This window comes from Thiomicrorhabdus arctica DSM 13458, from assembly GCF_000381085.1.
GTDB lineage: Bacteria > Pseudomonadota > Gammaproteobacteria > Thiomicrospirales > Thiomicrospiraceae > Thiomicrorhabdus > Thiomicrorhabdus arctica.
The window spans coordinates 22,818-49,035 of the sequence record NZ_KB905899.1; the positions used below are offsets into that span (position 1 = coordinate 22,818).

Genomic DNA, 26,218 nt, shown 5'->3' on the forward strand with positions numbered 1-26,218 from the left:
GTTACTATGGATTTATCTTATATCGTGACCCCGTTTTTTGCTTGGTTGATCGCTGGATCAAGTAAGTTCCTCATCAATAGTTTTAAAGCCAAACAATTTGCCTTTGGTTTGATCGGTTATGGTGGCATGCCTAGTAACCACAGTGCAATTGTAAGCAGCATGGTGGCTTTAATCGCTTTTAAAGAAGGGTTTGAACATCCTGCCTTGGGTGTAGCGATTACGTTAGCGTTTATAGTGTTAATCGATGCAAACAGTTTACGTAATCAGGTTGGTCAGCAGGCAAAGGCGATTAATTTATTGAATCAAGACAAAGAGATACCAGACCTTCGAGAGCGTATGGGACATAGCAAATTAGAGCTTTTGGGTGGCATTGTCGTCGGTATCGTTACGGCTTATCTTGTTCATCTTGTTTTTTAAGTCGAGACATTTTCATTAATATTTCTCTGTATACAGACTGCTAAAAAAGGCGCTCTCTTGTCACATTCTCAATCATTAAGATCACTCTTCGCCACTCTTACCTTACAGCAACGTTGGTTGTTACTGGCCTTCATGGGTTTAAAAATGGCCTTGTTGTGGTTTGTGCCTTTGACGGGCGATGAAGCCTATTTTATTGTTTGGGGGCAAGAGTTGTCGTTGGGCTATTATGATCATCCACCAGCAGTGGGCTGGGTGCTTTATCTATTGAGCGGTATTGCTGACAACTTAGTGGTCTATCGATCGTTTGCTTTTTTTGCTGCCATCATAATTGCCTATCTGATTTACAAAATACTGAGATTACACCCTAAGATTGAACAAACCACAGCCTTTTATGTGGCGATGGCTTTTTTAGTATCACCCATATCTCTAATGTTTGTGGTTACCGCGAATGATACTGTGTTGGTATTCTTTTCTGTTTTAGGCTTTTTCTATTACGCCAAAACTCTTGCGCAGCCTACCGTGGTGAATGCATTATTCGCAGGCTTATTTTTAGGAATGGCATTTTTATCAAAATATTTCGCCGTTTTTATGTTGTTAGGGCTGGTTGTCTATAGTCTGATTTACATCAAACAATACGGCTGGAAACTCATCACTTTAATGGTCCTGATTGTTCTGGTCTTTGTGGCTGAAAATCTCTATTTTAACGCCACACATTGTTGGAATAATATTCTCTTTAATTTCTTCTCGCGTACGAAACAGAGTGCATTTGACGTCGGTAATGTTGTAAGTTATATCACAATAATTGTCGGATTGATCTCGCCGTTGGGCCTCTATTATCTAGTCCAACAAGCCAGATATCCGCAGGGTCTGACTTTACCTCCTATGATGCATCAAGTGTTATTTGCCAGTGCGCCATTGTTATTGGTTTTACTGTTGGTCAGCTTGACCAATCCGGTAGGTCTACATTGGCCTTTATTGGCGGTTACCTTGCTCTATGTGTTGTATGCACTTCTGCCACAGCAAAAACTAGTGACACTTTATCTCTTTAATGGCTACAGTTCGATGGTCATCGTTTTTGTTCTGCTTATCGCGCTAGGGTTTGTTAATCAGCTGGTTCCCGCCACACAAAAACATCATGTGGCCGTTTATACTCAGCCAGAAAAAATCTGTGCTTTACTGCCAAAATCGACTTTTTTTACCTTGGGGTACAGTAGTCAATCAGCTTTGTCTTATCACTGTCAAAATGACAATATTCACGTTTTTATGAGTGTTTCTAAATTTGGTCGTGAAGACGATAAGAAAACAAATTTTAAAGCGTTGGCAGGGCAGGATCTGAAGGTGTTTGTGACCAATGAGAAAGACATAGAAAAAATGAGACCTTTCTTTGATCATTTAGCGGTAGAAACGTTGAAAATAAGTGATGAGGTAAATTATTACCTGGTAGAAGGTCAAACATTTCATTATGGTTTCTATCGTGAACAAATCTTAAAAGTCGTGAATGAAAACTTTTATACCCCTCCCGAATGGTTTCCAGTGTTTTCTACATCGTGTGGCTTTAAAGAAAAATACGATTTTAATTGATGCATAATTTACATATTAACGATTAGCAGTAAAGTGACCAGGCCTGGTCACTTCTGTTTGGAAAGAAAACTCTAGTCTCTTTGCGCTTTACAAAGGCGTCTTGTAAGGCTGTCCTTCAATCTCTCTAACCAATTTAGGAACAAGGTAACCAGGCAGCTTTTGGCGCATGTTTTCATGCAATTCTAGTGCTTGTAAATCAGACACTTCAAAATGGCTCGCACCTTGCACTTTATCGAGTTGGTGAAGGTAGTAAGGCAATATCCCTTGATTAAATAAGGCATGACTTAAGTCGATTAATACGTCACTATTGTCGTTGACCTCTTTTAATAAAACCGTTTGATTGAGTAGCTGAAAGCCAGCTAATCGGTATTGTTGAAAGAGCTGAGCGGTCTGGCCACTGAGTTCGTTGGCATGATTACAATGCACGACTAATACTTTATTTAAACGACTCCGTTTAGCCCATTCTATGAACAGGGTTTCCGGTGCCTTACTCGGCGCAACCACCGGGGTTCTCGAGTGAATTCTTAGGGTTTTAATGTGAGGGATCTGTTCTATTTTTTCGATTAACGTGACAAGTGCAGCTTCCGACAAACTCATCGGATCTCCACCACTCAAAATGACTTCATGAATGCTCTCATCCTGATTGATCAATCCTAAGGCTTTGTGCCAATGGCGCTGATTGATCTGCTGTTCGTAAGGAAAGTGACGGCGAAAACAGTAGCGACAGTGTATATCGCATTTTGGACTGGCGATCAGCAGAACTCGGCCATGGTATTTGTGAATTAGACTTGGGGTCGGGTTATTGTTTAAATCGCCCACAGGATCAAGACTGAAACCCGGCACTTGATTGGTTTCAGCGAGCACTGGTAACACTTGCTTTAATAACGGATCTAAAGGATTACCAATTTCAATCTGCGCTAAAAAATCAGCCGGAATTTTGAGCGGGAATTCGCTCTGCGTGAGAGCCCCAATATCTAAAGCACTGATTTGCAACGTTTGACACAACTCTTTAACGGAAAAATGCTTGATGGATTTGGTCGTAGGCTTATTGGTTTGGGGCATAGGGAATATTTGTCATTGCTTGTAAGTTTTATCGGGATTCAATAGACTCCGCTGTAAATGTTTTACAGTTTACGTTAGAATACCCAGATTATAATTTTATATTCTATGACAAGTATTCGGGTAAAGATATGGCAACGTACAGCACAACTGAGTTTAAGGGTGGTTTAAAGTTTTTAATGGATGGACAACCATGTTCGATGGTTGACAATACACAGGTTTCACCAGGTAAAGGTCAGGCCTTTAACCGCGTTAAATATCGTAACCTTGTCACGGGTAAGTTAGTGGAGAAAACCTTTAAATCGAATGAAAAGGTTGATGCTGCGGATGTAGTTGATACTTCGTTGCAATATTTATATACCGATGGTGATTTTTGGCATTTCATGGATGCTGTGACGTTTGAGCAATTCCAGGCCACTGAATCTGCCGTTGCGGATGTTAAAAAATGGCTAGTCGAACAAGATGAATGTATGGTGACGTTATTTAACGGTCAGCTCATTGCCGTAACACCGCCAAAACAAATCACCTTAGAAGTGACAGATACCGATCCAGGTTTAAAAGGCGATTCGGCGGGGACTGGTGGTAAGCCAGCAACCCTTTCAACGGGGGCGGTCGTTCAGGTGCCTCTATTTGTTCAGATTGGCGAAATGGTCATTGTGAACACTGAAAAAGGTGAGTACGTCTCCCGTGCGAAGTAATCGCTTTAGCTTTCTAGCTAGCTTAGAATGGGATTGCCCGCATAGATGAATTCAAATTCTAAACGTTCCATGTTAATTAAACGCTCGCAACTGCTTCAACAGTTGCGGGCGTTTTTTTATGCCCGATCGGTTATTGAGGTCGACACTCCAATGTTGTCTGCCGGGGGTGTTCCGGATGTCCACCTATCGGCCCTGAGTACGCGCGTGCAAGTTCCCGGGGTGCGCGACCCTCAACTGTTTTACCTGCCGACGTCACCGGAGTATCCGATGAAGCGATTATTGTGCGAGGGCAGTGGTGATATTTTCTATCTTGGAAAAGTGTTTCGTGATGGTGACTTAAGCCCCAGGCATCAAGTCGAATTTACGATGCTCGAATGGTATCGCCTCGGTTTTTCGATGTTTGAATTAATGGATGAAGTCGCCACTTTAATTAATACATTCCTAAAGCGACCTTTAAATATAGAACGCCTTAGTTATCAGCAAGGCTTTGCAAAATATGCAGGAATTGAGGATATCTTGACGGCTTCGGCAGAAAGCTGTCAGGCCTGTCTGAAACAGCATGGCGTTGCGGAAATTGTTGGGGTGGCGGCAGAAGATAAAGCTTTGTGGGAGCAGTTGATACTGACTGAAGTGATTGAGCCACAATTGGGTCTAAAGGAGGGCAAAATTGCGATGACCATCTTGTTTCACTTTCCTGCCAATCAAGCTTCATTGGCACAAATTTCTGTCGATAACCCTCTGGTTGCTGAGCGTTTTGAACTGTTTGTAAATGGCATGGAGCTGGCAAATGGTTACCATGAATTGATTGAAGCCGACTTATATCAAGAACGTTTTAATACCGCTTTAATAGAGCGACAACAATTGGGCTTTAAAAGTATTGCTTTAGATAAGCAGTTATTGACCACGTTAAAAAATCAGCCCTTACCCGACTGCAGTGGGGTGGCCTTGGGTGTGGATCGTCTGTTTGCACTACAGCAAGGGTTTGATGATATTGCTTTAGGTATCGCTTTCGGTCTTGAGGACTGTTGATCAAGGTTTACCTGCTTTTAATAATTGTGTTTTAACCTATTTTTAAAATGACCAGGCCTGTTCAAGTGTCCAGAAACCTTTTCAATATTTTAGCTGATAAGTAAAAGTAGGGGGATTGACGGGGGGTGTATACTACTAACAGTGTTTTGTTTTCTAAAACAATGGGAGTTTCATTTGGAGCTCTCAATTCCCTCATATATAGGAGTTGTTCATGTCTGAAATTCCCGTTACCAAGCGTTCGGTCATTGTTTTGTTTTCTGATTCTAAAAGTCCTAGTTCACACCGTGTGCGTCTAGTCGCTAAAGAGAAAGATATCCCAATAGAAATTATTGAAGTAGATGTCGATAACATGCCAGAAGACTTACTTGAGTTGAATCCTTATGGTACCTTGCCGACTCTAGTTGACCGTGAGCTGGTTTTATATGATCCACAAGTAATTATCGAATATTTAGATGAACGTTTCCCACACCCTCCACTTATGGCGGTAGATCCAATTTCTAAAGCGCGTTCACGTCAAATGTTACGTCAAATTGAAACAGAATGGTATCCTCTCGTTGACACGATTGTTAACAGTGATGACCAGGCGGCTGTTAAAGTGGCTCGCAGAAATTTACAAGAGCGTCTTATTCAACTGATTCCAGCATTTGAACACAAGCCCTACTTTATGAATGAAGAATACTCTTTAGTTGATATCAGCATGTCTGTATTACTTTGGCGTTTACCTTCTTTAGGGATTGAATTGCCTAAATCTGCTAAGCCTATCGTTGATTACGCTGAAAAAGTGTTAGGACGTGAAATGTTCTTAGAAAGCTTATCGGATGATGAAATTGATATGCGAGATGTGATCTAATTGATTTTTGCTATTAATAAGGTGTTGTTATGATTTCTAATCGATCTTATATTATTCGTGCGATGTATGACTGGATCGTTGATAATAATTGGACACCGCATGTTCAGGTTGATGCTCATTATCCAGGGGTCGATGTACCACAAGCTCATGTTCAGGAGGGGGTCATTGTTCTTAATTTGGCACCATCCGCCGTGGTGGGATTATCGATGAAAAATGACTGGTTTACCTTTAAAGCACGTTTTGGAGGGATTGAAACGACTTTAAACTTTCCACCAGAAGCTGTTTTAGCCATTTTTGCACGTGAAAATGGCCAAGGTATGCCGTTTCCGCCAGAGCCTTACCCTGAGGAGCTTTTGCAGGGTAAGGAAGAGAACTTGGAAACAAGCCCTCGGCTGTCTGCGGTAGAGAAGAAAACGGATTCAGAAAAAAGTGCAGTAAAGTCGTCTTCTGATAAAAAGAAGCCTAGTCTGTCAATCGTTAAGTAGCGGTTGTGAAACGGGGTGATTAAGAAAATTTTATCAAAGATAGTCTTCAACGGCCATGTTAAACCGTTGGTTTAACGCTTTGTTTTGAAGGGTTCGATAATCGACAGTTCTGGAAAAGCCTGCTTTATTGCAGGCTTTTCTGTTTCTGGAAACAGCAATTTAAGGTTGGGCCCTGCGTCCATCGTAAAGTAGACAGCAATACCTTGTTCTCTTAACTGCCAAACGGTTTGCATTGCGGCGACCGACTCAGGTTGCCAATAGACAATTGGCGGCCACGTCGCCATCATGGTGGCATGCATACTTAATGCATTATGCTCAGCAGTCTGGCCGAGCAGATTGAAATCTTGCTGTTGAATTGCTTGCAAGATTTTCGCCATATCCTTTTCCGCTTGCTTGGGCCAAGCCTGGTATAAATCACAGTTGTTAACGGTGTTTTGCATGCCTAAAGTCGAACTAATCGGTTTCTGTGCGACATCAACTTTAACAAGACCCACACAGAGCCCGGGCCATGGAGTATCAATGGGCTCTGCAAAACTATCCATGCCGTCTGCCTGTCGGCCCATATGCCAAATGGAAAATCCTGAAAACAGTGAACGACTGGCGCTACCACTGCCTAAGCGAGCCAGTAATGAGAGTTGTTGAGATGCGAGTTGCCAAGCAAACAAGTCATCTAATGCTAAGACCAGTGCGGCATAACCTGAGGCCGAAGAGGCCAGGCCTGCTGCAGTGGGTACCGTATTCGTTGTCACGACATCAAAGAAAACAGTGGCGGTTCTGAAAGGATTCAAAAAATGGGATAAGCGTTTAACAAACGGGTTGCTGGGCTCTAATAATTTTCCATTTAACCTAACGGAGTCTTGTCCCGCTTGAGCAATCTGAATAGTGGTTTCTGTGCCTAAGCCGGGGAGGCTGATAGAGACGCTGCCATTCATAGGTAAGTTCAAGACTTCATCGCGTTTGCCCCAATACTTACTCAGTGCAATATTGACAGGTGCGATACCTTTACCACTTCGTTTCACCGCGGTGAGTTTAGGATTGCTTTCAGGGTGATGTCCAATGACCTGGTGCACAAAGTTTTGTTGTTGGCGCTGTTTACTCATGTTGGCTGAGTCCCTTTTTAAGGTCTGTTTTTGTTGTACGTTCGCTAGGAATAGCGCGTGTCATTGCACCTTGCACAGTGATATTAACGTGTAGTTGTTTATAGCTTTGTAGAATTGTCTTGCATGAATCTGGACAGTTTTGTAAAGAGCCTAAACCGATGACGCAATCTCCAAGTCCTGAGCCTGATATTTTAGCCGCGTGAATACTCGGACACGTTGCCAAGGTTTCGATTAAAAGTGATAACGTGGCATCATTTACGCCCAGTTGCGTCATCAACTCTTGATACGTTTTGAACAGGCTATAAAACCGTGTTAGGTTTTGCTGTTGTAAGGCTTCAAAAGCCGCCAAAGTGGTAAGCCCCATCTGTTGATAGAGAGAGGCTAACGCGGTGGGTCGAGTTAACCACTGCTTGGCGACGACTTCTAAGACTTCTGCGGTTGGAGTTTTATAACCGGCATAAATCAAACTGACTGGAAAGTCCTGATTAAGTTGCATCAGTGATTTAATTTCTAGTGGCTGTTGATCGGAGTGCGGCTGAAAATAAATAACCCCTCCGCTTAAGCTTGCGGCCAAGTCCGTACCAGAACCCCGTCCTTGAATCTTTAAGATAAGAGAATGACCGATTGCAAACAGTTCAAGGATTGATTTCTGTTGGTGTGTGATTTCGTTTAAACCACTGAGCATAGCTGCTAATACGGCTGCAGAGCTACCTAAGCCAATCGTTGAAGAAAAATCACTGCGAATACGAATCGTTAGTCCAAAAGGTAGGCGGTCCGCAAAGGCTGCAAGTGCATGACAGACAAATTTCAGTTTGGGGTGAATGGCTTCGGTTTGAGTGAGCAAGCTTTGAAGGTTGGTCATGTGGTTAGCCAGCGCTGAGTGAATATGGATTTCGCTGTCAGGGCGGCTTTGCCAATCAATATGGATGAACTGATCTAGGGCACAGGCGATCGCTGGGTGCCCGTAAACCACGCTATGCTCTCCTAGCATCATGCTATTGGCAGGTGCGGTACTCTGCCATTTTAAGGGCAGGTGGTATTTTATTGGGTGTGTTAGAGGCATTTAAGCTCTCTTTTCGCTTTCAATGACATTGCATTCAATGGCTTTGGTATATAAATGTAACGGCAGGCATTCATAATCGTAAGTTTCACACAAAGCATAAGGCGGGTCTTCAGAGATGCATAGCACTATGCCGGCATTGTCACCTGATATACTGCCAGCCCCACATATTTTGGCGGCGGCATGATGTTGATTTTCAAGTCTGTCGATAAAGCCTTGAACCTTGGCAGGGACAACTCCTATGTTAAAGAGCAATTTTTGATTTTTTCGAATGGCTCTTTTAACCCCTAACGAATCTTCTTCCGACCATGCTTCCATCAGCCTCCGTGTCACTTTTTTAAAACTTTTCCAACAGGATTTATTATCTGCCCACTCTTGTTTAACGTGCTCAACACATTGTCCTGTGGTGCTCAATGGTTTGCCGGTATCAATCAGCCATGCGTTAAAATTTTGTGCATTAACGCGCTGTATGGGTAAATTTGATTGGTACTGCAATAATCCACCATAGATGAGGGTGGCTGGATCAATGCCACTGGATTTACCATGCTGCCGACATTCGATACGCTGTGCCAGTGCAAGTAAAGCATCATTTGAAAGGTCAAAATTGTGATGTTTTATTAGGGAGGTTAATAAGCTGAGGATGACGGCCGCGGAGCTACCCAAGCCTCTACCTATATAAGCGTCTGAATATATTTTGAACTGCCAATCACCTGCTTTAAGTGGACAGAGTTCTTCAAAGTGAAAGAGGGTGTTAAGGATAAGGTCTATAGGTTTTGTCAATACGGATTGAATGGCACCTGACTTGTGTTGGAATAAAAGGTATCGGGACTCTATTTCAATACACATTTTTTGCCATATCTCATAGGGAAAACAGTGCTTTTGTTGAAAATCAACGAGTTCAATGGTGACTGAAAACAGCGTGCTTGGAGTATATTCACATTCACAGTAAGTTGGCAGGTCTATTGCCATGCTCAAAGCAGGGCATTGGTATAAAACGGCATGCTCACCAGAGAGTATCAATTTAGCCGGTACAAAGCAGAGCGTTTTCATAGGGGTCTCGCTTAACGATTAATTGTCCATCTTTTCATAGTAGCGTTTGTGGTCTTTAATGCCAGCCAATCGGTAAGGTCCATAATTATTGATGTTTAAAACAATATTTTCATCTGAAGCCCCCATCTGTTGATGGAACTCTAAATACTGTATATAGGTCAGGGGGGTTCGCTTGTCGATTTGTGCTTTATGCTTTTCAGTCATTAAAACGCTTTGATAACCGGGTTGCATTACCCCCGTAAAGAACTCAGCGACACAGCCAGAGCCATAGCTAAAGAAACTTACTCGCTTGTTTTCTATGTTGGACGTAAGGTTGTCCAATAATGAGATGAAGCTGATAAAGAGTGAAGCACTATAGCTGTTACCAATTATACGGTTATAGAGTTGGCCTGGTAAAGTTTGCGCTTCAAACTGTGCTTGCGTCAATTTCACGCCGGCTTTTCTTACCAAGGTCTGATGTGCTTTTTCGGCCATTTTGGTGAAAGGGATGTGATAGCAGAAGTAATCAATATCAGTAAAGCTTTTGCCAGTCGATTCAGTAAAATGTTCCCACACCTGTTTCAGGCTGTTGAGGTACACTTTGGTTGAATATTTACCATCCACCAGTGCTGTTGTTCTGCTATTAGGACGCCAGAAATCCATAACATCATCCGTGTAATAGCCTGAACCAGGTTCGATTTCAAGAATGCGTGGAGACTCTGTCACCAACATCGCGACAGCGCCGCAGCCTTGGGTTGCTTCACCCGACGTCTCCAAGTCGTATTTGGCAACATCCGCTGCAATTACGAGGATTTTCTCTTTTGGATTGGCTTTGACTAGGGCCGTCGCCATCTGTAATGCTGCTGCGCCAGCATAGCAAGCCTGCTTAAACTCTACGACGCGACATCGGTTAGACAGATTCAGAAGGCCATGCAGAAAAACACCCGCTGACTTCGATTGGTCAACCCCTGATTCGGTTGCAAATAGCACGGCAGAAATCTCACTAGAATTAATTTTCTGTAAAATGGGTGCCGCTGCTTTGGCAGCCAAACTGACGATATCTTCATCTGGCGATGCAATCGACATTTTTTCTTGGCCAATGCCGACATAGAACTTATCTACATCAATATTTTTTTCGGCTGCAAACGTATCTAATCCTAGATAGTAGTTGGCAGTCGCAAAATGGAGTAAATCGATACCTACTTTCATAGTGAGAATGGATTCTTTTTCTTAAATGATTTTTATTTCTTTACTGACTTAAAAGGCTTAAATGCCCAGAAAATTTCTCCGGCGTTCAAGGCAGCAGTAAAGCGCTATTCAAATGCAAGTCATCGACACTGTCGATGCCTAACAAGAATTGTGCAGTCACAAACTCTTGTTTAAATTGTTCGATTGTCTGCACCACCTTTTCGGTGGATTCCAATGCGGGTGTCAATAAAGGCGCGGCGACACCACATAAACGACCGCCCATTATAACAGCTTTTACCATGTCTATACCGTTGCGTATGCCGCCACTGGCAATAATTTTTGCTTTCGATTGGAAGGGTTGGCTTAGCTGTAAAGCCTCAACGGTAGTTAAGCCCCAGTCCTGAAAAGTAAAACCAAGCGGGTTATCCGCTCGGTGCGCTTCAATACGACTCCATGAAGTGCCGCCTCTGCCAGCTACGTCAAAGTATGTAATGCCTGCTTGGAGTCCGAGTTCAATATCCTTAGGGGATAATCCTGCACCAACTTCTTTAAGGATGATGGGCACATCCAACTGCTGTGAAAGCTGATGGATTTTATCAGCTAACCCGGCAAAATTGGTATCGCCTTCGGGTTGGATAACCTCTTGCAAAGGATTAAGGTGTAAATACAGTGCATCAGCCTGTAACACTTCAATTGCCCGTCTGGCTTCATCAACGCCAAAGCCATAGTTTAGTTGAACCGCACCTAAGTTGGCTATAAGGGGAATGCTTGGCGCGTATTGGCGTAACATAAAACTTTGCTTGGCAGCATCCTCAAGGATCATCGCGCGTTGCGATCCGACCGCCATCGGTACTTGGCAAATTTCAGCCGCTTCTGCTAGATGACGATTAATGCTTCCCAAGTTGGTCGCAGCACCGCCTGTCATGGAGGCAATCAGAAAAGGGAATGAGATGGTTTTACCTAAAAACTGGCTGGTGGTATCGATTTGCTTAAGGTTGCATTCAGGCAGGCCGCGGTGCGTTAACCTAATCTGATCAAAACCGCCTTGTTGACGTTCTACTAAAGGGTCGTGTAGTACGGCATCGATATGTTCTTGTTTACGTTGTGTCACTTGTTGCGAGACAAAGTCAGCTTTCGTGGGTGTTTTAGAATGTGACATCTAACTGCGCTCTAATTTGATGTGCGCTTCCATCAGTTCACCAGGATTTGTCTGCGCGGCCAGTAAAGAGAGTTCTCCGCAGAAAGCGGTTGCCCCTGCGATACAAGCCAAACGACGAGCATTAACACCAGGTTCGACATCCTTGCGAGCGCACCCTAATTGTTCTAGGTTGTCTAAAACAAAATCTAAGCCTTTGCCATTGCCGACGGTGCCGACAATTAAATTTGGAAGCGTTGTGGAGAAATACAGATCACCATCAGCAGTGACTTCGCAATGGTTAATGGCTTGAGAACCTTCTACGATATTGGCGGCATCTTGACCCGTCGCCAAATAAAAGCCCAACAACATGTTTGCCACATGGGCATTCGCACTTCTTAGGCCACCAGAGATAATGCTACCGATCAGGTCTTTTTTAATGTGGAGATCAACCAAGGCTTCTGGAGTCGTTTTCAGGAACCGTTTGCAGAACTTTCTGGGTATGGTGGTTTCGCAGACTACATATTTACCGCGTCCCAAAATGCCATTGACGGCAGAGACTTTTTTGTCAGTGCAGTAGTTAGCTGAAATGGAGACATATTTCAGATCGCTATAAGTCTCTAAAATCCAAGGAATCAATTTATCCGCAGCATTGGTCACCATGTTATGGCCTGAAGCATCGCCAGTATCAAATTCCAAACGTAAATAGATGAGATTACCCACTATCTGAAAATGAGTATCCAGTAACTTGGCAAAACGACTGCTTTGAGAAACCACGGCTTGCAAATCGGCATGGCGACTTTGAATATCTCGTAAACGTAAGGTGGCAATACCCGCATTCGGGGCTTCTAATAAAATAGAGCGTGTCATACGTTCATCAACAACCGTGACTCGAATGCCACCAGAGTGCGCTGCAACGCGTGCGCCTCGAGCAACCGACGGCCACAGAGGGGTTTCATAGGTTGCCATGGGGACCATCATATCGTCTACTTCAACATCCCCGATTAATTTGAAAGGACCAACTGATTGCATTGGGACGGAAGCATAGAGTATTTGTGGGTTTCGTTTAATATCAGTCATAGCACTTATTATAAATGAGCCATTTGCGATAAATACATAAATACCATAAATAAAATAGTAAAAGAGAAAGTTAACCCTTGAATATGAGAGGAAAGACCTTATATTTAATCGTAAGAAAACGTGTTTGGAATGGTTAACGTCACTAATAGACAAATATCGTTGTCTATTCTGCCGATAAAGTATTTCAACCACGATTTAAACGTTAATTAAAATATAAATAAAGGAAGGTCTCATGGCTTTAGCGACAGCACGTCATATTTTGGTAGATTCAGAAGAAAAATGTAACGAACTAAAAGATCAAATTGCCAATGGAGCTGATTTTGCTGATGTTGCAAAAGAGCACTCCAACTGCCCATCAGGGGGCAATGGTGGAGATTTAGGTCAGTTTGGTCCAGGAATGATGGTTCCAGAATTTGATAAAGTTGTTTTTAGTGCTGACATCGGTTCTGTTGAAGGTCCGGTCAAAACCCAGTTTGGTTACCACTTATTAGAAGTGACTAGCCGTAGCTAACGGCGATTAATGTCCGTTTAATCAAAACGCTGCATTCAAAGAAAAAAGCCGTAAACAACCAGGCCTGGTTGTTTACGGCTTTTTTTATGCGACATCTAAAGGAATCAGTTTAACGGTTCCTATCATTTTTGGTCTGTTTGGCCACATAGAATTTTGCTTTTGGTTATTTAGAATGACCTAGGGTATTTTTAGGAATAAAATTTCTAACAGAGCAATGCTAGAACCGACTGGTAAATCCGCTAAAAGCTGCAAAATCCTGGGCTTTACTGGCTAAACCAAACTTTGACCCAATATCCCATTGGAAATTGGCTGAAGTTTGCCAAGTGAACCCTAAACTTGCATAAGGTAAATAATTGTTCTTTAAATCGACTTCACCGATGTATTCGACATAACCCTCTATCCTTGAGTTAACGTCATATCCCAAGACGGCCGTATGACTCCAAACCCAATCATGTTGATTTTGAGTTTCGTTATACAGATAATCGCCCTGCAACTGCAGACCCACGCCATAATCAGAGATATTGGTACCGTAGGTCATAATCACTCCGCCTTCAAATTCCTTATTGCTCAAGCGACCATTGTGCACTTTAAAATAGGGCAGTAATGCCATAGCACTTTCAGAAGAGTCATTTCCCCATAGATTGATTTTGCTCCGAATTTGAATGTCGCCAGATGATCTAATACTGTTTTCATTGCCATTGGTTTTAGTGACATTATCGATATAAGGCGTGAGCACCACTTGAAGGTCAATGTTATCGGACACACCATATTTAATGTTGGTTTCTAATGCTGACCAACGAATGTTTTTAGTACCATTCGCATCGTTAAAGCGATACGCGAGTAACGAGGACTCTATCTGGACATGTCCCTTATCGACCGTTTGTGGGCTTTCGGTCGCATCAGGCCTATCGGCCGCCAGAGGACGGAGCTCAGCAGAGGCTAAATTGGGAATAAAGGGCAGTAAGCTGGTAGCGGTTAATGTGGCGAGTAGTGTACGCATGCTGAGGTTACCTATGGTTATTGTTATGAATAGCTAGGTATTGTAAATTAAAGTTAGTCGTGATGAAGTAAATAATTAGTCTTGGCTAATCTTTGTGGCGGGAAAGCTCCTCTCTGAATGTGTCGAGCTTGCGCAAAAAAATGATGGTCTTAAAGGTGAGGTAAAAATATCGGTGGCGGAAGGGTGAATAGGTAAATGTCATCTAACAGGTTCAAGCAAACTTATCAGGTCTGATAAGTTTGCTTCGATGGCTTTGAGGGTGTTTAAAGAGGCAGGCTAAATTGTTATGAATTAAATCATGCCTTTTTTCTGTGCGGCTAACCCAATCAGATAGTAGCTGATTATGACAATGAATGGCAGCCAGAGCTTGTCGACTTGGCCAATAGTTTGACTCATCAAAGGCGTAAGGAACGAAGTAAGGAAAGCGAAACCGAAAGCACAAAAAGCCACAAATAAACTGATGCGTAAAAAAATCCTTAGGCTACCGATCTGTTTTTTAACAAACGATAAAATATCGTTACCATAGATGACGAGCAAGGTCGCCACCATGGAGAGAACGATTTCATTTAAATAAGTTTTCATCAAGCTTGAAAGGCTATTGATGAGGTCAGTGATAAAGTTTAAATCCACAGAAAACTCCGTTATTCATTTCAGGGTAATTGAAGTCATATACTATAAAAGGCAAATTCAAATTTGGCAATACACTTTAAATTTTGAAATAAAAAAAGGCACTCGTCTCAACTAACGCCTTTGAAGCCTTTCTAACGGTGGACTTTTTTAAAAGTTAGTTCGGATGAAAATTGAATTTTTGACCACTCAATACCGCTTCATACATTAAACCGCCCTTGGCAATGTTAAAGACCGCCATACCTTTGTAATATTGACCTTCGGCTTTGACATACTGGTTACCGGCATTGGCGGTCGCAGAGGTGCCTTTGGTCGAAGCCTCAGCGGCAACACCCGCAGTAATGACAACTGCAGAAGCATTTACACCAAATTCAAAATTACCACTGGTAAACTCATCATAAGACCTTTGATCCTGGAAGAAAATGATTTGGCTATAGGCTTGTCCACCGAATTGGAAACCAATGGAGGCTTGCGTCATTTCTGTTTGACCGGTGTAACGCCCTTTTTCATAAACTCGGCCTTGACCATAAGCGCCGCCAATGACAAAACCGACCTTACCAATGGTTGGAAAAACAGCATAACCGTAAGCGTGTTCAAAGAAGTTTCCGGCCTTAGAGTTTTTAAAGGCTGCTAAGGTAACATCATATTCTGCTTCATTGATATTTTGCGTCATTTGCGCTTCTGATTCAGTAAAGTCATCATCCGCATGAATCGCTGGTGATAAAACGGTAAAAGCCGTTAGAAATAGTGCCGAAAAGCGAAGGTGTTTAAACATTGCAATCATCCTTTTAGTAAATGAACTTATTAAGGCTCATTCTAATCTTTATCAGACCAATAGGGAAATGACAACCTTAAAAAATAGTGGAAAAAGATTGAAGGTTTTTTGGCATATAAACAAGTTGATAGGGGAGTGAACGTGCTTAACAATTTAGAAACTTGAGTTGAATTGTGTAGAATGGAATCAAAAAAAAAAGACGACTCTTATTGGCATCAGTAAAGTCTCTGGTGTCATGCACTCCGTTTATACTATAGTAGTATACTGCTAAGTATATTGACTTACAGTAGAGCCTTGATAAAATTTCAATCATGTCGTTAAAACCAGATGCCGTGGCAGAATGGACAAGCCGTTTTTGAAGTTCCTGTGAACGCTGCTTTTAGCTTGGTGAGCATTGAGAAGACTAAATGGAATATAATTTCCCACCGCTTTTTAACGCTTTTGACCGACTAAGGCCTCATGAAAAATACATAAAGGATGAACTCTTATGAGTTTGATTAAAACCTCATCGACTTATATTTCTGTCATTAGTGTGTGGTTTTTGCCATGGACAGTGATGGCACAACCGGCTGCAATCGCAATGCCGGATATATACAGTGCGCAGACCGCAAAGCAGATTTTAATGCAGGGTGGAAACGCCGTGGATGCTGCTGTAGCCTCAGCATTTGTATTAGCTGTGACTTACCCAGAAGCGGGTAACTTAGGCGGAGGTGGGTTTCTAACATTATTTGAACCTAACAAACAGTCTAATAACGCCACTCATGAGCCGAACCAAGGTAAGAGTTACTTTTTAGACTATCGTGAAAAAGCCCCTTTAGCGGCATTTCGTGATCTTTATTTGGATAGCAATAAGGCTGTGGTTCCATATCGCTCCTTAGTGGGTTATCAAGCGTCGGGGGTTCCGGGAACGGTTCGAGGGATGTGGAAAGTTCACCAACGTTTTGGTCATTTGCCATGGAAGCGCTTATTGTCATCGGCCATACAATTGGCTAAACAAGGTTTTGTTGTCTCCGAGCCTTTAGCGCAACGAGCGATTTGGTATCAACAGTGGATCATTGATAAATCGCCAATTCCGCTCAATTATACAGCGTATTTTGCAGACCTCAAAACCAACAGCATTTTTAAACAGCCAGAACTGGCGAAGACCTTAACGTTAATTGCGGAACAGGGGGCGGATGCTTTTTATACGGGCAAAATAGCCCAACAAATTGTTAAGCAAATGCAAAAACCAGAATCCATGGCTGATAAGGGGTTGATTACATTAGCGGATTTAAAGGGGTATCAAGCCATTTGGCGACAGCCCGTTCAGGGACAATGGCAAGGGCGTACCATTGTGTCTGCACCACCGCCTAGTTCTGGCGGTATCGCAATTATCCAATTGTTAAAGATGAAGTCCTTATTAGAGGAGAGCCACAAACCGAGTTGGCTTAAAGCAGAGGCCAATCTACCGGAGCAGGCTTTTAAAGCGCATGTGTATGCGGAGTTGGAAAAACGAGTTTATGCTGACAGAGCCTTTTATTTAGGCGATCCCGATTTTATTGACGTACCTATTAAACAACTCATCTCGGAGACTTACCTTACGTCTCGAATTAAAGGTGTGTTGCTGGACAACATATCCGATACTGAAAGCCTTAAACCCGGAAAATTAGAATCGCCAGAAACCACGCATTTTTCTATTATCGACAGTCAAGGAATGGCGGTTTCGAATACCTACACTTTGAATATGCCTTTTGGCAGTGGAGTGGTAATCGAAGGGGCTGGCTTTTTGATGAATGATGAAATGGATGATTTTAGCACTAAGCCGGGTGTCGCCAATGTATTTGGTGTCGTCGGAGGCAAGGCAAATGAAATCGCTCCGAGTAAAAGGATGTTATCGTCTATGTCGCCGACCATTGTTTTAAAAGGTGGGCAGGTTGAAATGGTCGTTGGCACACCCGGTGGCTCAACGATTATCACTTCGGTTTTTCAGGCAATTGTCAATGTGGTCGAATCGGGCATGAGTGCCCAACAAGCAGTGGATGCTCCACGAGTACATCATCAACTATTACCCGTAAACCAAATTGCATATAATCCAGAATTGTCCGATGCAACCAAAGCAGCACTGGAGTTAATGGGTTATCACCTAAAGCACAACAGTTACATGGGCGATGTGCAACTCATTGCTAATATTAATGGACACTGGCAAGCGGCGTCTGATAAACGAGGGCAAGGCGTTTCTGAGGTATTTTCACTAGATTAATTCACTTTAAATCTAGAAGCATTAAATCATCAAAACAGTTTGTGGAAAAAGGGGTGATTCAGTCTCTTAAAAAGTGACTATTTTTCTTGAAGCGCACTTTTTGCGGACGACTTTAAGTCTTGTGTCATTTTTGCCACCTGTGCTCTGGCTCTGGAAAATTCAAGATTGGTGATTCCTAATTTAGCCATGGAATCCGAACTACTACTTTGTATTTCTTCCGTTACATAACGTTTATCTTCTGTGTGAGCCACCACTGAGCGTGCAATATTCAGTAAATGAACCAATTCATAAATATTATGCTCCGAATCATCGATCTTTTGGTGGTCAGTACCTTGTAATAAGATCGCGCCATAGAGTGAGTTTTTGACATGCCATTTTTTTGCAACATACACTCCAATAAATTTCGCACTGGTGCCAAACGTTTCCATCTCTCTTTCGGAGGCCGTAGAAGGGCTTAATAAACTCTTTAAGTAATGTGTTTTATAAGTAGAGCTATCGTAACGGCTTAAGACGATATAACCGACGTTATGCAATAAACCAAATAAATAACAATCACTTTTAGAAATATTTAATCGACCTGAAAGCTCAGCCAGAGCAATCGCAACTTTAATGGAGTGATTGATAATATCGGCACTGTCATCCGCAGATTCAAACACATACTCAATGGCATTCGAAAAAAACAGGGTAAATACGCCTTTGACTCCTAATATATCAACCGCTTGCTTGGCAGTGGTCACCTCTTTTTTAGACACAAAAGAGGAGACCGCGAGAAAGCGAGTGAGTAATTTGGGGTTACGACTAATGCACTGCGCAATGACAACTGTATTTGGATTTTTATGCAGTGACTCATCTTGCAGGGCAGCCACTTCATTAGGAATTTTTGGCAGTTTTGCTTTGCTTAAGATGTTCGCGGCGATCGCTAATCGTTGTTTCATGCAACCCTTTTGGGTATAAAGTCGGCTTATTGTAGGTAATAAGACGTTCTAGATAGGAATTGAACCACCAAGCATGCTATTTGTCTAGAGAATAAAAACCCTAGAGATTGTGTGATCGTAACGAATTGATATCATTTGTTTGATTAAAGTGGTAGCAATGACCACTGTATATTGCATTTGCCTTATTTTTAAAAAGCTTCAGTCTTGGCATGTGAACCCGTATGCAAGGATACCGGTTCAAATGTCATGAATGAATTAAGGGTTATGTCGCCACAAAATAGGTGACGGCAATAATTGCAATGATGATGAATGTGATAACCCACTTATTCTTTAAAGAAAGCATGCTATTTTTCTGACCTTTTGATTTAAAAACGTCAACGCCTTCAATGTGTGCATTATAGGCCCGGTTCTTGCCGTCGTCTTGTACTTGAATTTGATAAGTGATGACATCACCAATGGTCGGGCGACGAGTCATTTGCTTTAGTTCTGAGATGTGAATGAATATGTCGCGGTCTTCATCTTCAGCACCAATAAAACCAAAGCCTTTTGAATCGTTCCATCGCTTTAGTTGACCTTTGTATGTATTGTTGTCCGTTGAACTCATTTATAACACTCCTAACACTTAATCTTGGAAAAATTGAAACTACAACTCTTTTTGTCGATAGTCGACTCGTACAAAAACTCTATTAGAGACCATTGCATGAGTCAAATACGAGAGAAAAATTAGATAAAATTTTACTGATTAAGACGGAAAACGTAGTTAATAGCTAGCTATTGACAAGTTTTTCAACGAAAAGCAGTGACATTTTAGCCATTTTTATTCGTTTATGGTCCCGTGCAAAGGTCTCTATTATATTAACCTGATTGGATTCTGTCTCATTTCTTGTGAGATTTTAAAAAATCAGGACAAACTCTTTAAATCTTTAATTCTGAAGCAACGTGAATAAAGAGGGGCTAAATTCTAACGAGCTCTTAATGAAAAGCTATCCGTCGCTTTCAGCTTTATAATCGTGGGATTCGGCGTTTTGTGATCGATTAACCAGGCCAATTCATCTTGTAGGTTGGCATCATCAATCACTTGTTGCCATACGCGTTCATCGGCATTCCAACGATAGCCGCGTGATCGTAGGGCATCTTTAACGGCAAACGGTGCGCCACTGGCTTTAATCAGAGATTTACTTTGGCGGATTGAGTGCAGTAAATAATAAAAAGCCGGCTGTTTATCTTCTGATATGGGGATGGACAGAAGCTGACAAAGTGCCTGCACATCATCTAAAGCACGGTGGGCACCGTAAAAAAACTGCCCCACCTTCCAGCATAAAAATTCTTGGCTGCGCGAGCTAACATGGGCTAGATTTTGCCAATCTATTTGAGCGACTGAGCATCCCCAGATCTTATTCAAAAATACGTCATGGTAACGTTCAAGTACTGGGCGATCAAAAGCGGCATTATGGGCGACGCAGAGTTGTACTTGGGCAATGTCCTCCGCCACTTTGTCCCAAGGAATGCTATGACCTTTAACATCGTCTAGGGTGATTCCGGTCACGCGAGTCACTTCTGCACTGATTTCACCTTGCGGCTCATTCAAGAAGTTTTGTGAACTGAGTACTTGGTAGAAATTTCCGAGTGAATCAAATTCAATAATTTGATAACCGACTTCAATCACTTCACAAACGTCAGTGTCTAACCCCGTTGTTTCGGTATCAATCACACAGACACGGTGACAATTTTCAGGCGTTGGTGTATTGAATACAGTGGTCGGCTTGACCTTTGTTAATACCTGAAAATCCTCAGATAAATTCAGTAAATTGGCACACTGTTGTTGATTACTTTGGTCGGTGTTCGTCGGTGTCATCAAATTTAATAAGCTCGCGTAATGTATGTTGTATCGTTTTGATTATATTGGATTGTAGCAATTGTGACGCACTAAAGTAATAAGAAGTGTTCAAAAGACTCTCATTCGTTTGTCTGTGTTAAATAGCGTAACACTCTTTTAATCCGTTTTATTTGCTAAACCCATAGGATCAAGAGGCGGAACTTCAAGGCGGTAAACCAGGGCAAATGCATTTCAAGGAGACACTCTATTTCGATACGTTTGCCTAATTTCGCCCTGTGGATAACCTGTAGACTATATGTACAAGACGATTTTAATTGGTGGCTTAGAATAGACGAAAGTTGCCTTGGGACATAGCCCAACAGTAGTCCTGGAGTATGGGGATTTAAAGATTCCATACTAGGCATTTCCTGGTTTGAAGAATCTTGTATTATTGGAAGAACAATTTGTAAGGCATGATGGTCATACTCATTGTCAGGCTCAGCAATTAAACGCAATACGGTATTGAGGGTCAGCCGGTTTTCATCAAATGCGATCTCGGCCGCATAATAAAAAGTCCCTTTAATCGGTAGCCGGTAACGTTGTAACATGTCCTCTCCTTCGTTGTAATCCCTTAATACTTATTCAACCGTCATTAAATCCAGTTGTTGTTCCGTTAAGACATACAGTGTGACTTGTTGAGAGAGAGGGCATACAAAACTCAGTTTATAAGCGGTAAGTTGCAAATCAGGCCGACTTTCACCATTTGCTTGTAGGGCCAAATCCAATGACTCATCACCGTATAAACGATCACCAATAATAGGAAAACCGGATGCAGACAGATGTCGACGAATTTGATGTTTGCGGCCGGTTTCAATATCCACCTCAACCCGCGAGATATTTAATTTAGCATTGTAGGTTATTAACCTGACGTGGCTGATCGCAGTTTTATCGTCAATTGCTAAATTTATGGTTTGGGCTTTTACTGGAAATTCGCCCCATACATTCGCTTGGTAAGATTTGTGAATTTGACGACTTTCAAATGTGTGGCTCAAGGTTTGCGCCATCCTTTTAGTGTGCGCAAGTAACATCACTCCTTGAGTGGCTCTGTCTAAACGGTGTACTATCCAGGCTTGACGAGTTTCATTGTTGGGTTTGTAGTGCATTTCTACCCAACGATACAGCGCCGTATGGTCGCCCCATTTAGAGCCTTGTGACAGCATGCCGCGAGGTTTCAGCCAAACTGAATAGCCCTGTTTATCCTCAATAAGCTGAGCAGGGGGTTGCTCTGCATTTAACAACTCGGGAAAATAGTAAAAATCTAAAATCATTCCAGGTAACAGTGCTTTTTTCAAACGTCTGAGACGTTCCGGTTTAGAGGGTTTCGATGGACTAAATTGCGTCAACCAAACCGCGCCTTTAAGAGCATAGGTTTTCAACTGTTGTTTACTTAAACCAGTCTGCTCCGCCAAGTGTTCAAGGGCATCTCCAGGATGCTCAATCGTAAGATTATAGTGCTGCTGTGTTGGCTTTGTATTCATAGTGAGTAGTATAGAGTAAAATGCATAAATGCATAAATGCATAAATCGGTTTGATAAAACAATGACAGAGCATTCTAAAACTGTACTCTAAGCAATTGGACTCAAATGACCTGGTTTTTAAATCATAAAAACCCTTTTTTGTTCAAAACAGACCTATAATAAATTGTTGTTAAAAACGATATTTAAACGTCGTTTGCGATTTGAAGCCGACTTCAGTGAAGGTCCCAAATAAAAGATAAAATATGTCTTTATTCTCGTCTTTAAAGCTTAAAGCCAAATCTGAAACAAAACCCGACTTGAATCATTTTCAAGTGGGTCATCAACGGCTGCCTATCGTGCGCACTACACGCAAAAAGTCGATTGCCTTAAAAACGCGTCCTGCAGGTGTCGCTATTTTAGTGCCCAAACACTTTTCCAATAAACGCTTGTTAGCTTTGTTAACAGGGCATCATGAATGGCTACATAAAACACTTAATACCCTAGAGATGCGCTATGCCTCTTCTCAATCCATGTCACTTTTTAAAGGGAAAAAGGGCGATATTCTAGAGTTTTTAGGAGCGAAAACGGTTTTTCGTATTCAGCATAACGAAACAGCTCCGTATGAGACCGTTGCAGATGTGTTGATAGAGGATGCAACCTGTTCTCTTTATTGGAATGAACAGCATTACGGCCAATTGAGTGCCGATGACTACGCGACCCAGGTCTGTCAAAATATTCAAGCCTTTATGCACAAGCAAGCGGTGGAATACCTTGAACCTAAATTAGCTCATTACGCGCAGAAAATCGGTGTAAAGCCGAAAAGTCTCACAGTCAAAGGTTATAAGTCGCGTTGGGGTAGCTGTTATGCCGATGGTCGAATTCAATTCAATTGGCGTCTAATGCAAGCGCCAAGTTGGGTGATTGATTATGTTGTGGTGCATGAGCTATGTCATTTAGTCCATGCCAATCACTCAAAAGACTTTTGGGCATTGGTCAACCAGCACTACCCGCAAACGCCAGAGGCAAAATTGGTCATGAAAACCCATGGGGCACGCTGGATTCAATTGTTAGCTTGATTTAGGAGTATCGTACTTATTTGTCTGCGTTAACAAACTTATACCCTGAATATTTGCCATAATAGCCACTTCTTTACATGTTCTCAAGCAACGGTTCTACACCGTCTGTAAAATCTCTATAAACCATTTTTGAACCATTTCCGTAAGAAGCGAGTTTGATGAAAACCATCCATATCACCGCCAACAGTCGTTTAAGCGCGACGCTTAAACAGCAATCCATACAGCAGCAAAGTCATTCGGTGATTCAAACCCCGGAGATTATGACGTTTGGCCAATGGTGGACGCTATGGCAAGAAGGGTGTTTGCTGCGTGGCGAATTGTCGTTTGATGAACTGCCGAGTAAAGTCTTAAGTGGTTTTGAGGCGCAGTGGTTGTGGGAGCAGGTCTTACAAGAGGAGCTAGAGTCTCGTGAAACAGCTTTGAGTCATTTGGCCAACTCAGGAGAACCGGATCAAGAAACGGAAGGTAACAATGCCTCCCATAACATTCAAAGCATTGCGTTGCTCAACGTCTCAAGTACGGCCAAACAACTTTACCAGGCCTGGTCACTTGCACAATCCTGGTTTCCAGAAGATTGGTTAGACACGCCTTTTCAATCAAATGAGACTCAGTTATTCAAAAGCTGTCAGGCTCGTTATCTTAAAAAGTTAAAAGCCAACAATTGGCTGGATGATGTCTTAGCACAACAACAGCGTTTGGTGTGGTTGAAAATGGGCAAAGGTAAACTGCCAGATTCCTTTTTCTTACATGGTTTTGATGAAATAACTCCTCAAATAAAACAATGGCAAACGATTGTAGAATCGCTAGAGTGTCAGGTGGCTGAAGCAGACATAACGTCTCATGCCAATCTAACCAATCAATCTCTGCATAGCGCGTTAGACGCGCAAGATGAAGTACAGCAAGTGGCCTTATGGTGTGTTCAACAATGGCAAGCCCAAGCCCTCGCTTTATCAAAACCCGCCCATGAAATTAAAATTGGCGTGGTGTCGCCCAATCTAGCCGATTATAAAGTGGCCTTAAGCCAGTGTTTGGATGAGCAACTGAGCTTGCAAGGGTTGCAAGAACTCAGCAGTAGGCGGACGACACCGCCGTTTTATAACTTGTCTTTAGGGGAGTCATTACTGACGTTGCCACTGGTACAAAATGCCTGGTTGAGTTTACAACTATTTTTACGCCCCAAAAAGCCTTGTACCTATGCCGACTGGAGTCAGTGGTTAATCTCGCCTTATAGTCAGGGCAGTTTTGTGCAGCGCCAACAAGCCGATGCCGGTTTTAGACGGTTACAGTGGTCTAATTTTGCTTGGCCGAGTCTGTTGGAGACCGAGTCTGCCAAAGCTTTACCCAAAGTCTTATTACAAAGTTTACGCCAACAAGCGGTACTCGAACTGCCTGCTAAATTGAGCCTAACGGAGTTCATTCAAGCCACCTGGGATGTTTTACAGTTGATAAGCTGGCCTGGTAGCAGAACCTTAAACAGTGACGAATACCAACAAAAAACGGCGTTTGAAAGCGCTGTCACCCATTTTTCAATGGTCACTGAAATGGTTGGCAAGCAGTCGGTCTCTGCCTGGTTATCGCTCTTTAGACGTTTTCTGTCAGAGCAACTACACCAATCGCAAAGTAAAGGGCTGCAACCCATTCAGATTATGGGAATGCTCGAAGCCGGTGGTCAACAATTTGATGCCTTGTGGGTCATGGGGTTAACCGATGAAGCCTGGCCGAGAATGCCCAATCCCAATCCTTTTTTACCGATGGCCTTACAAAGAGAGCTGCGTTCGCCGCGTTGCGATGCAAAACGTGAATTAGATTACGCCTTACAAGTGACTGAACGTTTAGCCGAATGTGCTCCGGCGCTGGTTTGGAGTTATGCGCAACATCAAGGCGATGCCGAGTTATTAGCCAGTCCGCTCATTCAAATTCGTCGAGATGCATTCCAGGTCATGCAAGAGATAGAGTTACCAGCTTACACTCCGCTCAATTACCGTTCACTAGCCGAACAGGTCTTTTTATTACGCGATACCGAACAGCCAATTGATTGGGTGCTTGATACCAAAGGTCCACAAGTAGCCGAAGGCTCAAAAGCCCCTGGCGGTACCGGTATTTTACAGGCGCAAAGTCAGTGTCCATTAATGGCCTTTATGGATTATCGTTTAGGCGGAAAATATGGCTTGCAGAGCGTCGAAGAAGGCTTGCAAAACACCAATCAGGGCACCTTGGTGCATGCGGTTTTGGAGCATTTTTGGCAAGAGACCAAAACCCAGAATGCGATGTTACTGTTGAGCGATGATGAATTGGCAGAACGTCTGCAAAATAACATTACGCTCAGTTTTGAAGAGCTTCAAGGCACCATTGAAAACGCCTATTTAGAACTGGAACAAGCCCGAATTCTAGAGTTGTGTTTGCAGTGGCTAGAGCTTGAGAAAAGTCGATCAAGTTTTGAAGTGGTCGCCACCGAGGAGAAACATCAAATCACCCTGGCAGGCATTGAGTTTACCGTGATTATCGATCGAGTCGATCAGGTCGCGGGCGAAAAGGTCATTATTGATTATAAGACCGGTAAAGCCAGTATCAATGACCTGTTAAAAACCCCCACCAAAGCGCCACAGTTGGCTGTGTATTTGCATGCCGTAAGTGATGACGTTTCTGGCATTGGTTATGGACTGTTGCATTCGGACGATGGCGTCAAAATTAGCGCCATAGCCGCAGAGGATGATGTGTTACTCAAAGCCCGCTCGATTCAGGTGTTTGCCAAGATGGCTGAAAAGGAAAACCATGAATATTATGAAACCACCTGGGTGCATTTTTTAGGCCATCTAAGACAACAGGTTTCCGACCTGGCCAGTGATATTCAACTGGGCTGTGCCGAGATGGCCTTTGATAAAGAGACCGATATTCAATATGCCAATTGTAAGTTGGCATTGCGTTTGCCAGAGATGAAGCAACAGCAACGTTTCACCGATGAAGATGACAATAACCCTAATAACGACTATGACTTTCAAGGGGGGGCTTAA

General features: G+C 42.7%; 25 protein-coding genes. 10 read left to right on the forward strand and 15 right to left on the reverse strand.

Features of this window, described 5'->3' with window-relative positions:
* Positions 1 to 6 precede the first annotated feature (6 nt).
* On the forward strand, positions 7 to 417 hold the full coding sequence (locus F612_RS0100105) for a divergent PAP2 family protein (protein ID WP_026329529.1): 411 nt from the start codon (positions 7 to 9) through the stop codon (positions 415 to 417).
* 57 nt (positions 418 to 474) lie between these two features.
* Positions 475 to 1,998 carry an ArnT family glycosyltransferase gene (locus F612_RS0100110; protein WP_019555700.1) on the forward strand — a complete coding sequence of 508 codons (1,524 nt, stop codon included), beginning with the start codon at positions 475 to 477 and terminating at the stop codon, positions 1,996 to 1,998.
* An 87-nt stretch (positions 1,999 to 2,085) separates the two neighbouring features.
* Here the strand turns inward: F612_RS0100110 and epmB are convergent, their stop codons facing one another.
* Complete coding sequence (gene epmB / locus F612_RS0100115) at positions 2,086 to 3,060, reverse strand: EF-P beta-lysylation protein EpmB (RefSeq protein ID WP_019555701.1); 975 nt, start codon at positions 3,058 to 3,060, stop codon at positions 2,086 to 2,088.
* A gap of 128 nt (positions 3,061 to 3,188) precedes the next feature.
* Here epmB and efp point away from each other — a divergent pair, with 128 nt between their 5' ends.
* From efp to F612_RS0100135, 4 genes are all read left to right on the forward strand, one after another.
* A complete protein-coding gene (gene efp / locus F612_RS0100120; RefSeq protein ID WP_019555702.1) occupies positions 3,189 to 3,755 on the forward strand; it encodes an elongation factor P in 567 nt (188 codons plus the stop codon).
* Positions 3,756 to 3,800: 45 nt separating this feature from the next.
* Entirely contained in the window at positions 3,801 to 4,784 is a 984-nt protein-coding gene (epmA, locus tag F612_RS0100125; protein WP_019555703.1) for an EF-P lysine aminoacylase EpmA, read from the forward strand.
* Positions 4,785 to 4,995: 211 nt separating this feature from the next.
* On the forward strand, positions 4,996 to 5,634 hold the full coding sequence (locus tag F612_RS0100130; protein WP_019555704.1) for a glutathione S-transferase N-terminal domain-containing protein: 639 nt from the start codon (positions 4,996 to 4,998) through the stop codon (positions 5,632 to 5,634).
* A gap of 29 nt (positions 5,635 to 5,663) precedes the next feature.
* Positions 5,664 to 6,119, forward strand: a complete 456-nt coding sequence (locus F612_RS0100135; protein WP_019555705.1) for a ClpXP protease specificity-enhancing factor — start codon at positions 5,664 to 5,666, stop codon at positions 6,117 to 6,119.
* 71 nt (positions 6,120 to 6,190) lie between these two features.
* Here F612_RS0100135 and mvaD read toward each other — a convergent pair whose 3' ends face one another.
* The 6 genes from mvaD to F612_RS0100165 form a co-directional block, all read right to left on the reverse strand.
* Complete coding sequence (mvaD, locus tag F612_RS0100140) at positions 6,191 to 7,219, reverse strand: diphosphomevalonate decarboxylase (protein ID WP_019555706.1); 1,029 nt, start codon at positions 7,217 to 7,219, stop codon at positions 6,191 to 6,193.
* Positions 7,212 to 8,282, reverse strand: coding sequence for a mevalonate kinase family protein (locus tag F612_RS0100145; protein WP_019555707.1), 1,071 nt, complete (start codon positions 8,280 to 8,282; stop codon positions 7,212 to 7,214). The genes mvaD and F612_RS0100145 overlap by 8 nt, the downstream gene beginning before the upstream one ends.
* Entirely contained in the window at positions 8,283 to 9,329 is a 1,047-nt protein-coding gene (locus F612_RS0100150; RefSeq protein WP_019555708.1) for a mevalonate kinase family protein, read from the reverse strand.
* A gap of 18 nt (positions 9,330 to 9,347) precedes the next feature.
* Complete coding sequence (locus F612_RS0100155) at positions 9,348 to 10,517, reverse strand: hydroxymethylglutaryl-CoA synthase (RefSeq protein WP_019555709.1); 1,170 nt, start codon at positions 10,515 to 10,517, stop codon at positions 9,348 to 9,350.
* Positions 10,518 to 10,602: 85 nt separating this feature from the next.
* A complete protein-coding gene (gene fni, locus F612_RS0100160; RefSeq protein WP_019555710.1) occupies positions 10,603 to 11,655 on the reverse strand; it encodes a type 2 isopentenyl-diphosphate Delta-isomerase in 1,053 nt (350 codons plus the stop codon).
* Positions 11,656 to 12,711 carry a hydroxymethylglutaryl-CoA reductase gene (locus F612_RS0100165; RefSeq protein WP_019555711.1) on the reverse strand — a complete coding sequence of 352 codons (1,056 nt, stop codon included), beginning with the start codon at positions 12,709 to 12,711 and terminating at the stop codon, positions 11,656 to 11,658.
* 232 nt (positions 12,712 to 12,943) lie between these two features.
* Here F612_RS0100165 and F612_RS0100170 point away from each other — a divergent pair, with 232 nt between their 5' ends.
* Positions 12,944 to 13,222 carry a peptidylprolyl isomerase gene (locus F612_RS0100170; RefSeq protein WP_019555712.1) on the forward strand — a complete coding sequence of 93 codons (279 nt, stop codon included), beginning with the start codon at positions 12,944 to 12,946 and terminating at the stop codon, positions 13,220 to 13,222.
* A gap of 217 nt (positions 13,223 to 13,439) precedes the next feature.
* On the opposite strand, the gene F612_RS0100175 is transcribed toward F612_RS0100170, so the two are convergent.
* The 3 genes from F612_RS0100175 to F612_RS0100185 form a co-directional block, all read right to left on the reverse strand.
* Positions 13,440 to 14,222, reverse strand: a complete 783-nt coding sequence (locus F612_RS0100175; protein ID WP_019555713.1) for a transporter — start codon at positions 14,220 to 14,222, stop codon at positions 13,440 to 13,442.
* Between the two features lie 291 nt (positions 14,223 to 14,513).
* Positions 14,514 to 14,852: a DUF3392 family protein gene (locus tag F612_RS0100180; protein WP_019555714.1), complete on the reverse strand. Its 339-nt coding sequence runs from the start codon at positions 14,850 to 14,852 to the stop codon at positions 14,514 to 14,516.
* A 154-nt stretch (positions 14,853 to 15,006) separates the two neighbouring features.
* Positions 15,007 to 15,624 (reverse strand): lipid-binding SYLF domain-containing protein, encoded by a 618-nt coding sequence (locus tag F612_RS0100185; protein WP_019555715.1) that lies wholly within the window; start codon positions 15,622 to 15,624, stop codon positions 15,007 to 15,009.
* 487 nt (positions 15,625 to 16,111) lie between these two features.
* On the opposite strand from F612_RS0100185, the gene ggt reads away from it, so the two are divergent.
* A complete protein-coding gene (ggt, locus tag F612_RS0100190) occupies positions 16,112 to 17,863 on the forward strand; it encodes a gamma-glutamyltransferase (RefSeq protein ID WP_019555716.1) in 1,752 nt (583 codons plus the stop codon).
* A gap of 77 nt (positions 17,864 to 17,940) precedes the next feature.
* Here the strand turns inward: ggt and F612_RS0100195 are convergent, their stop codons facing one another.
* The 5 genes from F612_RS0100195 to F612_RS11790 form a co-directional block, all read right to left on the reverse strand.
* The gene (locus F612_RS0100195; RefSeq protein WP_019555717.1) at positions 17,941 to 18,798 is read right to left on the reverse strand and encodes an HDOD domain-containing protein; all 858 of its coding nucleotides are present in this window, start codon (positions 18,796 to 18,798) and stop codon (positions 17,941 to 17,943) included.
* A gap of 262 nt (positions 18,799 to 19,060) precedes the next feature.
* Positions 19,061 to 19,402, reverse strand: a complete 342-nt coding sequence (locus tag F612_RS11785; RefSeq protein ID WP_019555718.1) for a cold shock domain-containing protein — start codon at positions 19,400 to 19,402, stop codon at positions 19,061 to 19,063.
* A gap of 357 nt (positions 19,403 to 19,759) precedes the next feature.
* Positions 19,760 to 20,653, reverse strand: a complete 894-nt coding sequence (locus F612_RS0100205) for a 3'-5' exonuclease (protein WP_019555719.1) — start codon at positions 20,651 to 20,653, stop codon at positions 19,760 to 19,762.
* Positions 20,654 to 20,808: 155 nt separating this feature from the next.
* A complete protein-coding gene (locus tag F612_RS0100210; RefSeq protein WP_019555720.1) occupies positions 20,809 to 21,222 on the reverse strand; it encodes an HIRAN domain-containing protein in 414 nt (137 codons plus the stop codon).
* Between the two features lie 30 nt (positions 21,223 to 21,252).
* A complete protein-coding gene (locus F612_RS11790; RefSeq protein WP_019555721.1) occupies positions 21,253 to 22,152 on the reverse strand; it encodes an RluA family pseudouridine synthase in 900 nt (299 codons plus the stop codon).
* Between the two features lie 242 nt (positions 22,153 to 22,394).
* Between F612_RS11790 and F612_RS12800 the strand changes: the two genes are divergently transcribed.
* On the forward strand, positions 22,395 to 23,207 hold the full coding sequence (locus F612_RS12800; RefSeq protein ID WP_019555722.1) for a M48 family metallopeptidase: 813 nt from the start codon (positions 22,395 to 22,397) through the stop codon (positions 23,205 to 23,207).
* 158 nt (positions 23,208 to 23,365) lie between these two features.
* A complete protein-coding gene (locus F612_RS0100225) occupies positions 23,366 to 26,218 on the forward strand; it encodes a PD-(D/E)XK nuclease family protein (RefSeq protein WP_019555723.1) in 2,853 nt (950 codons plus the stop codon).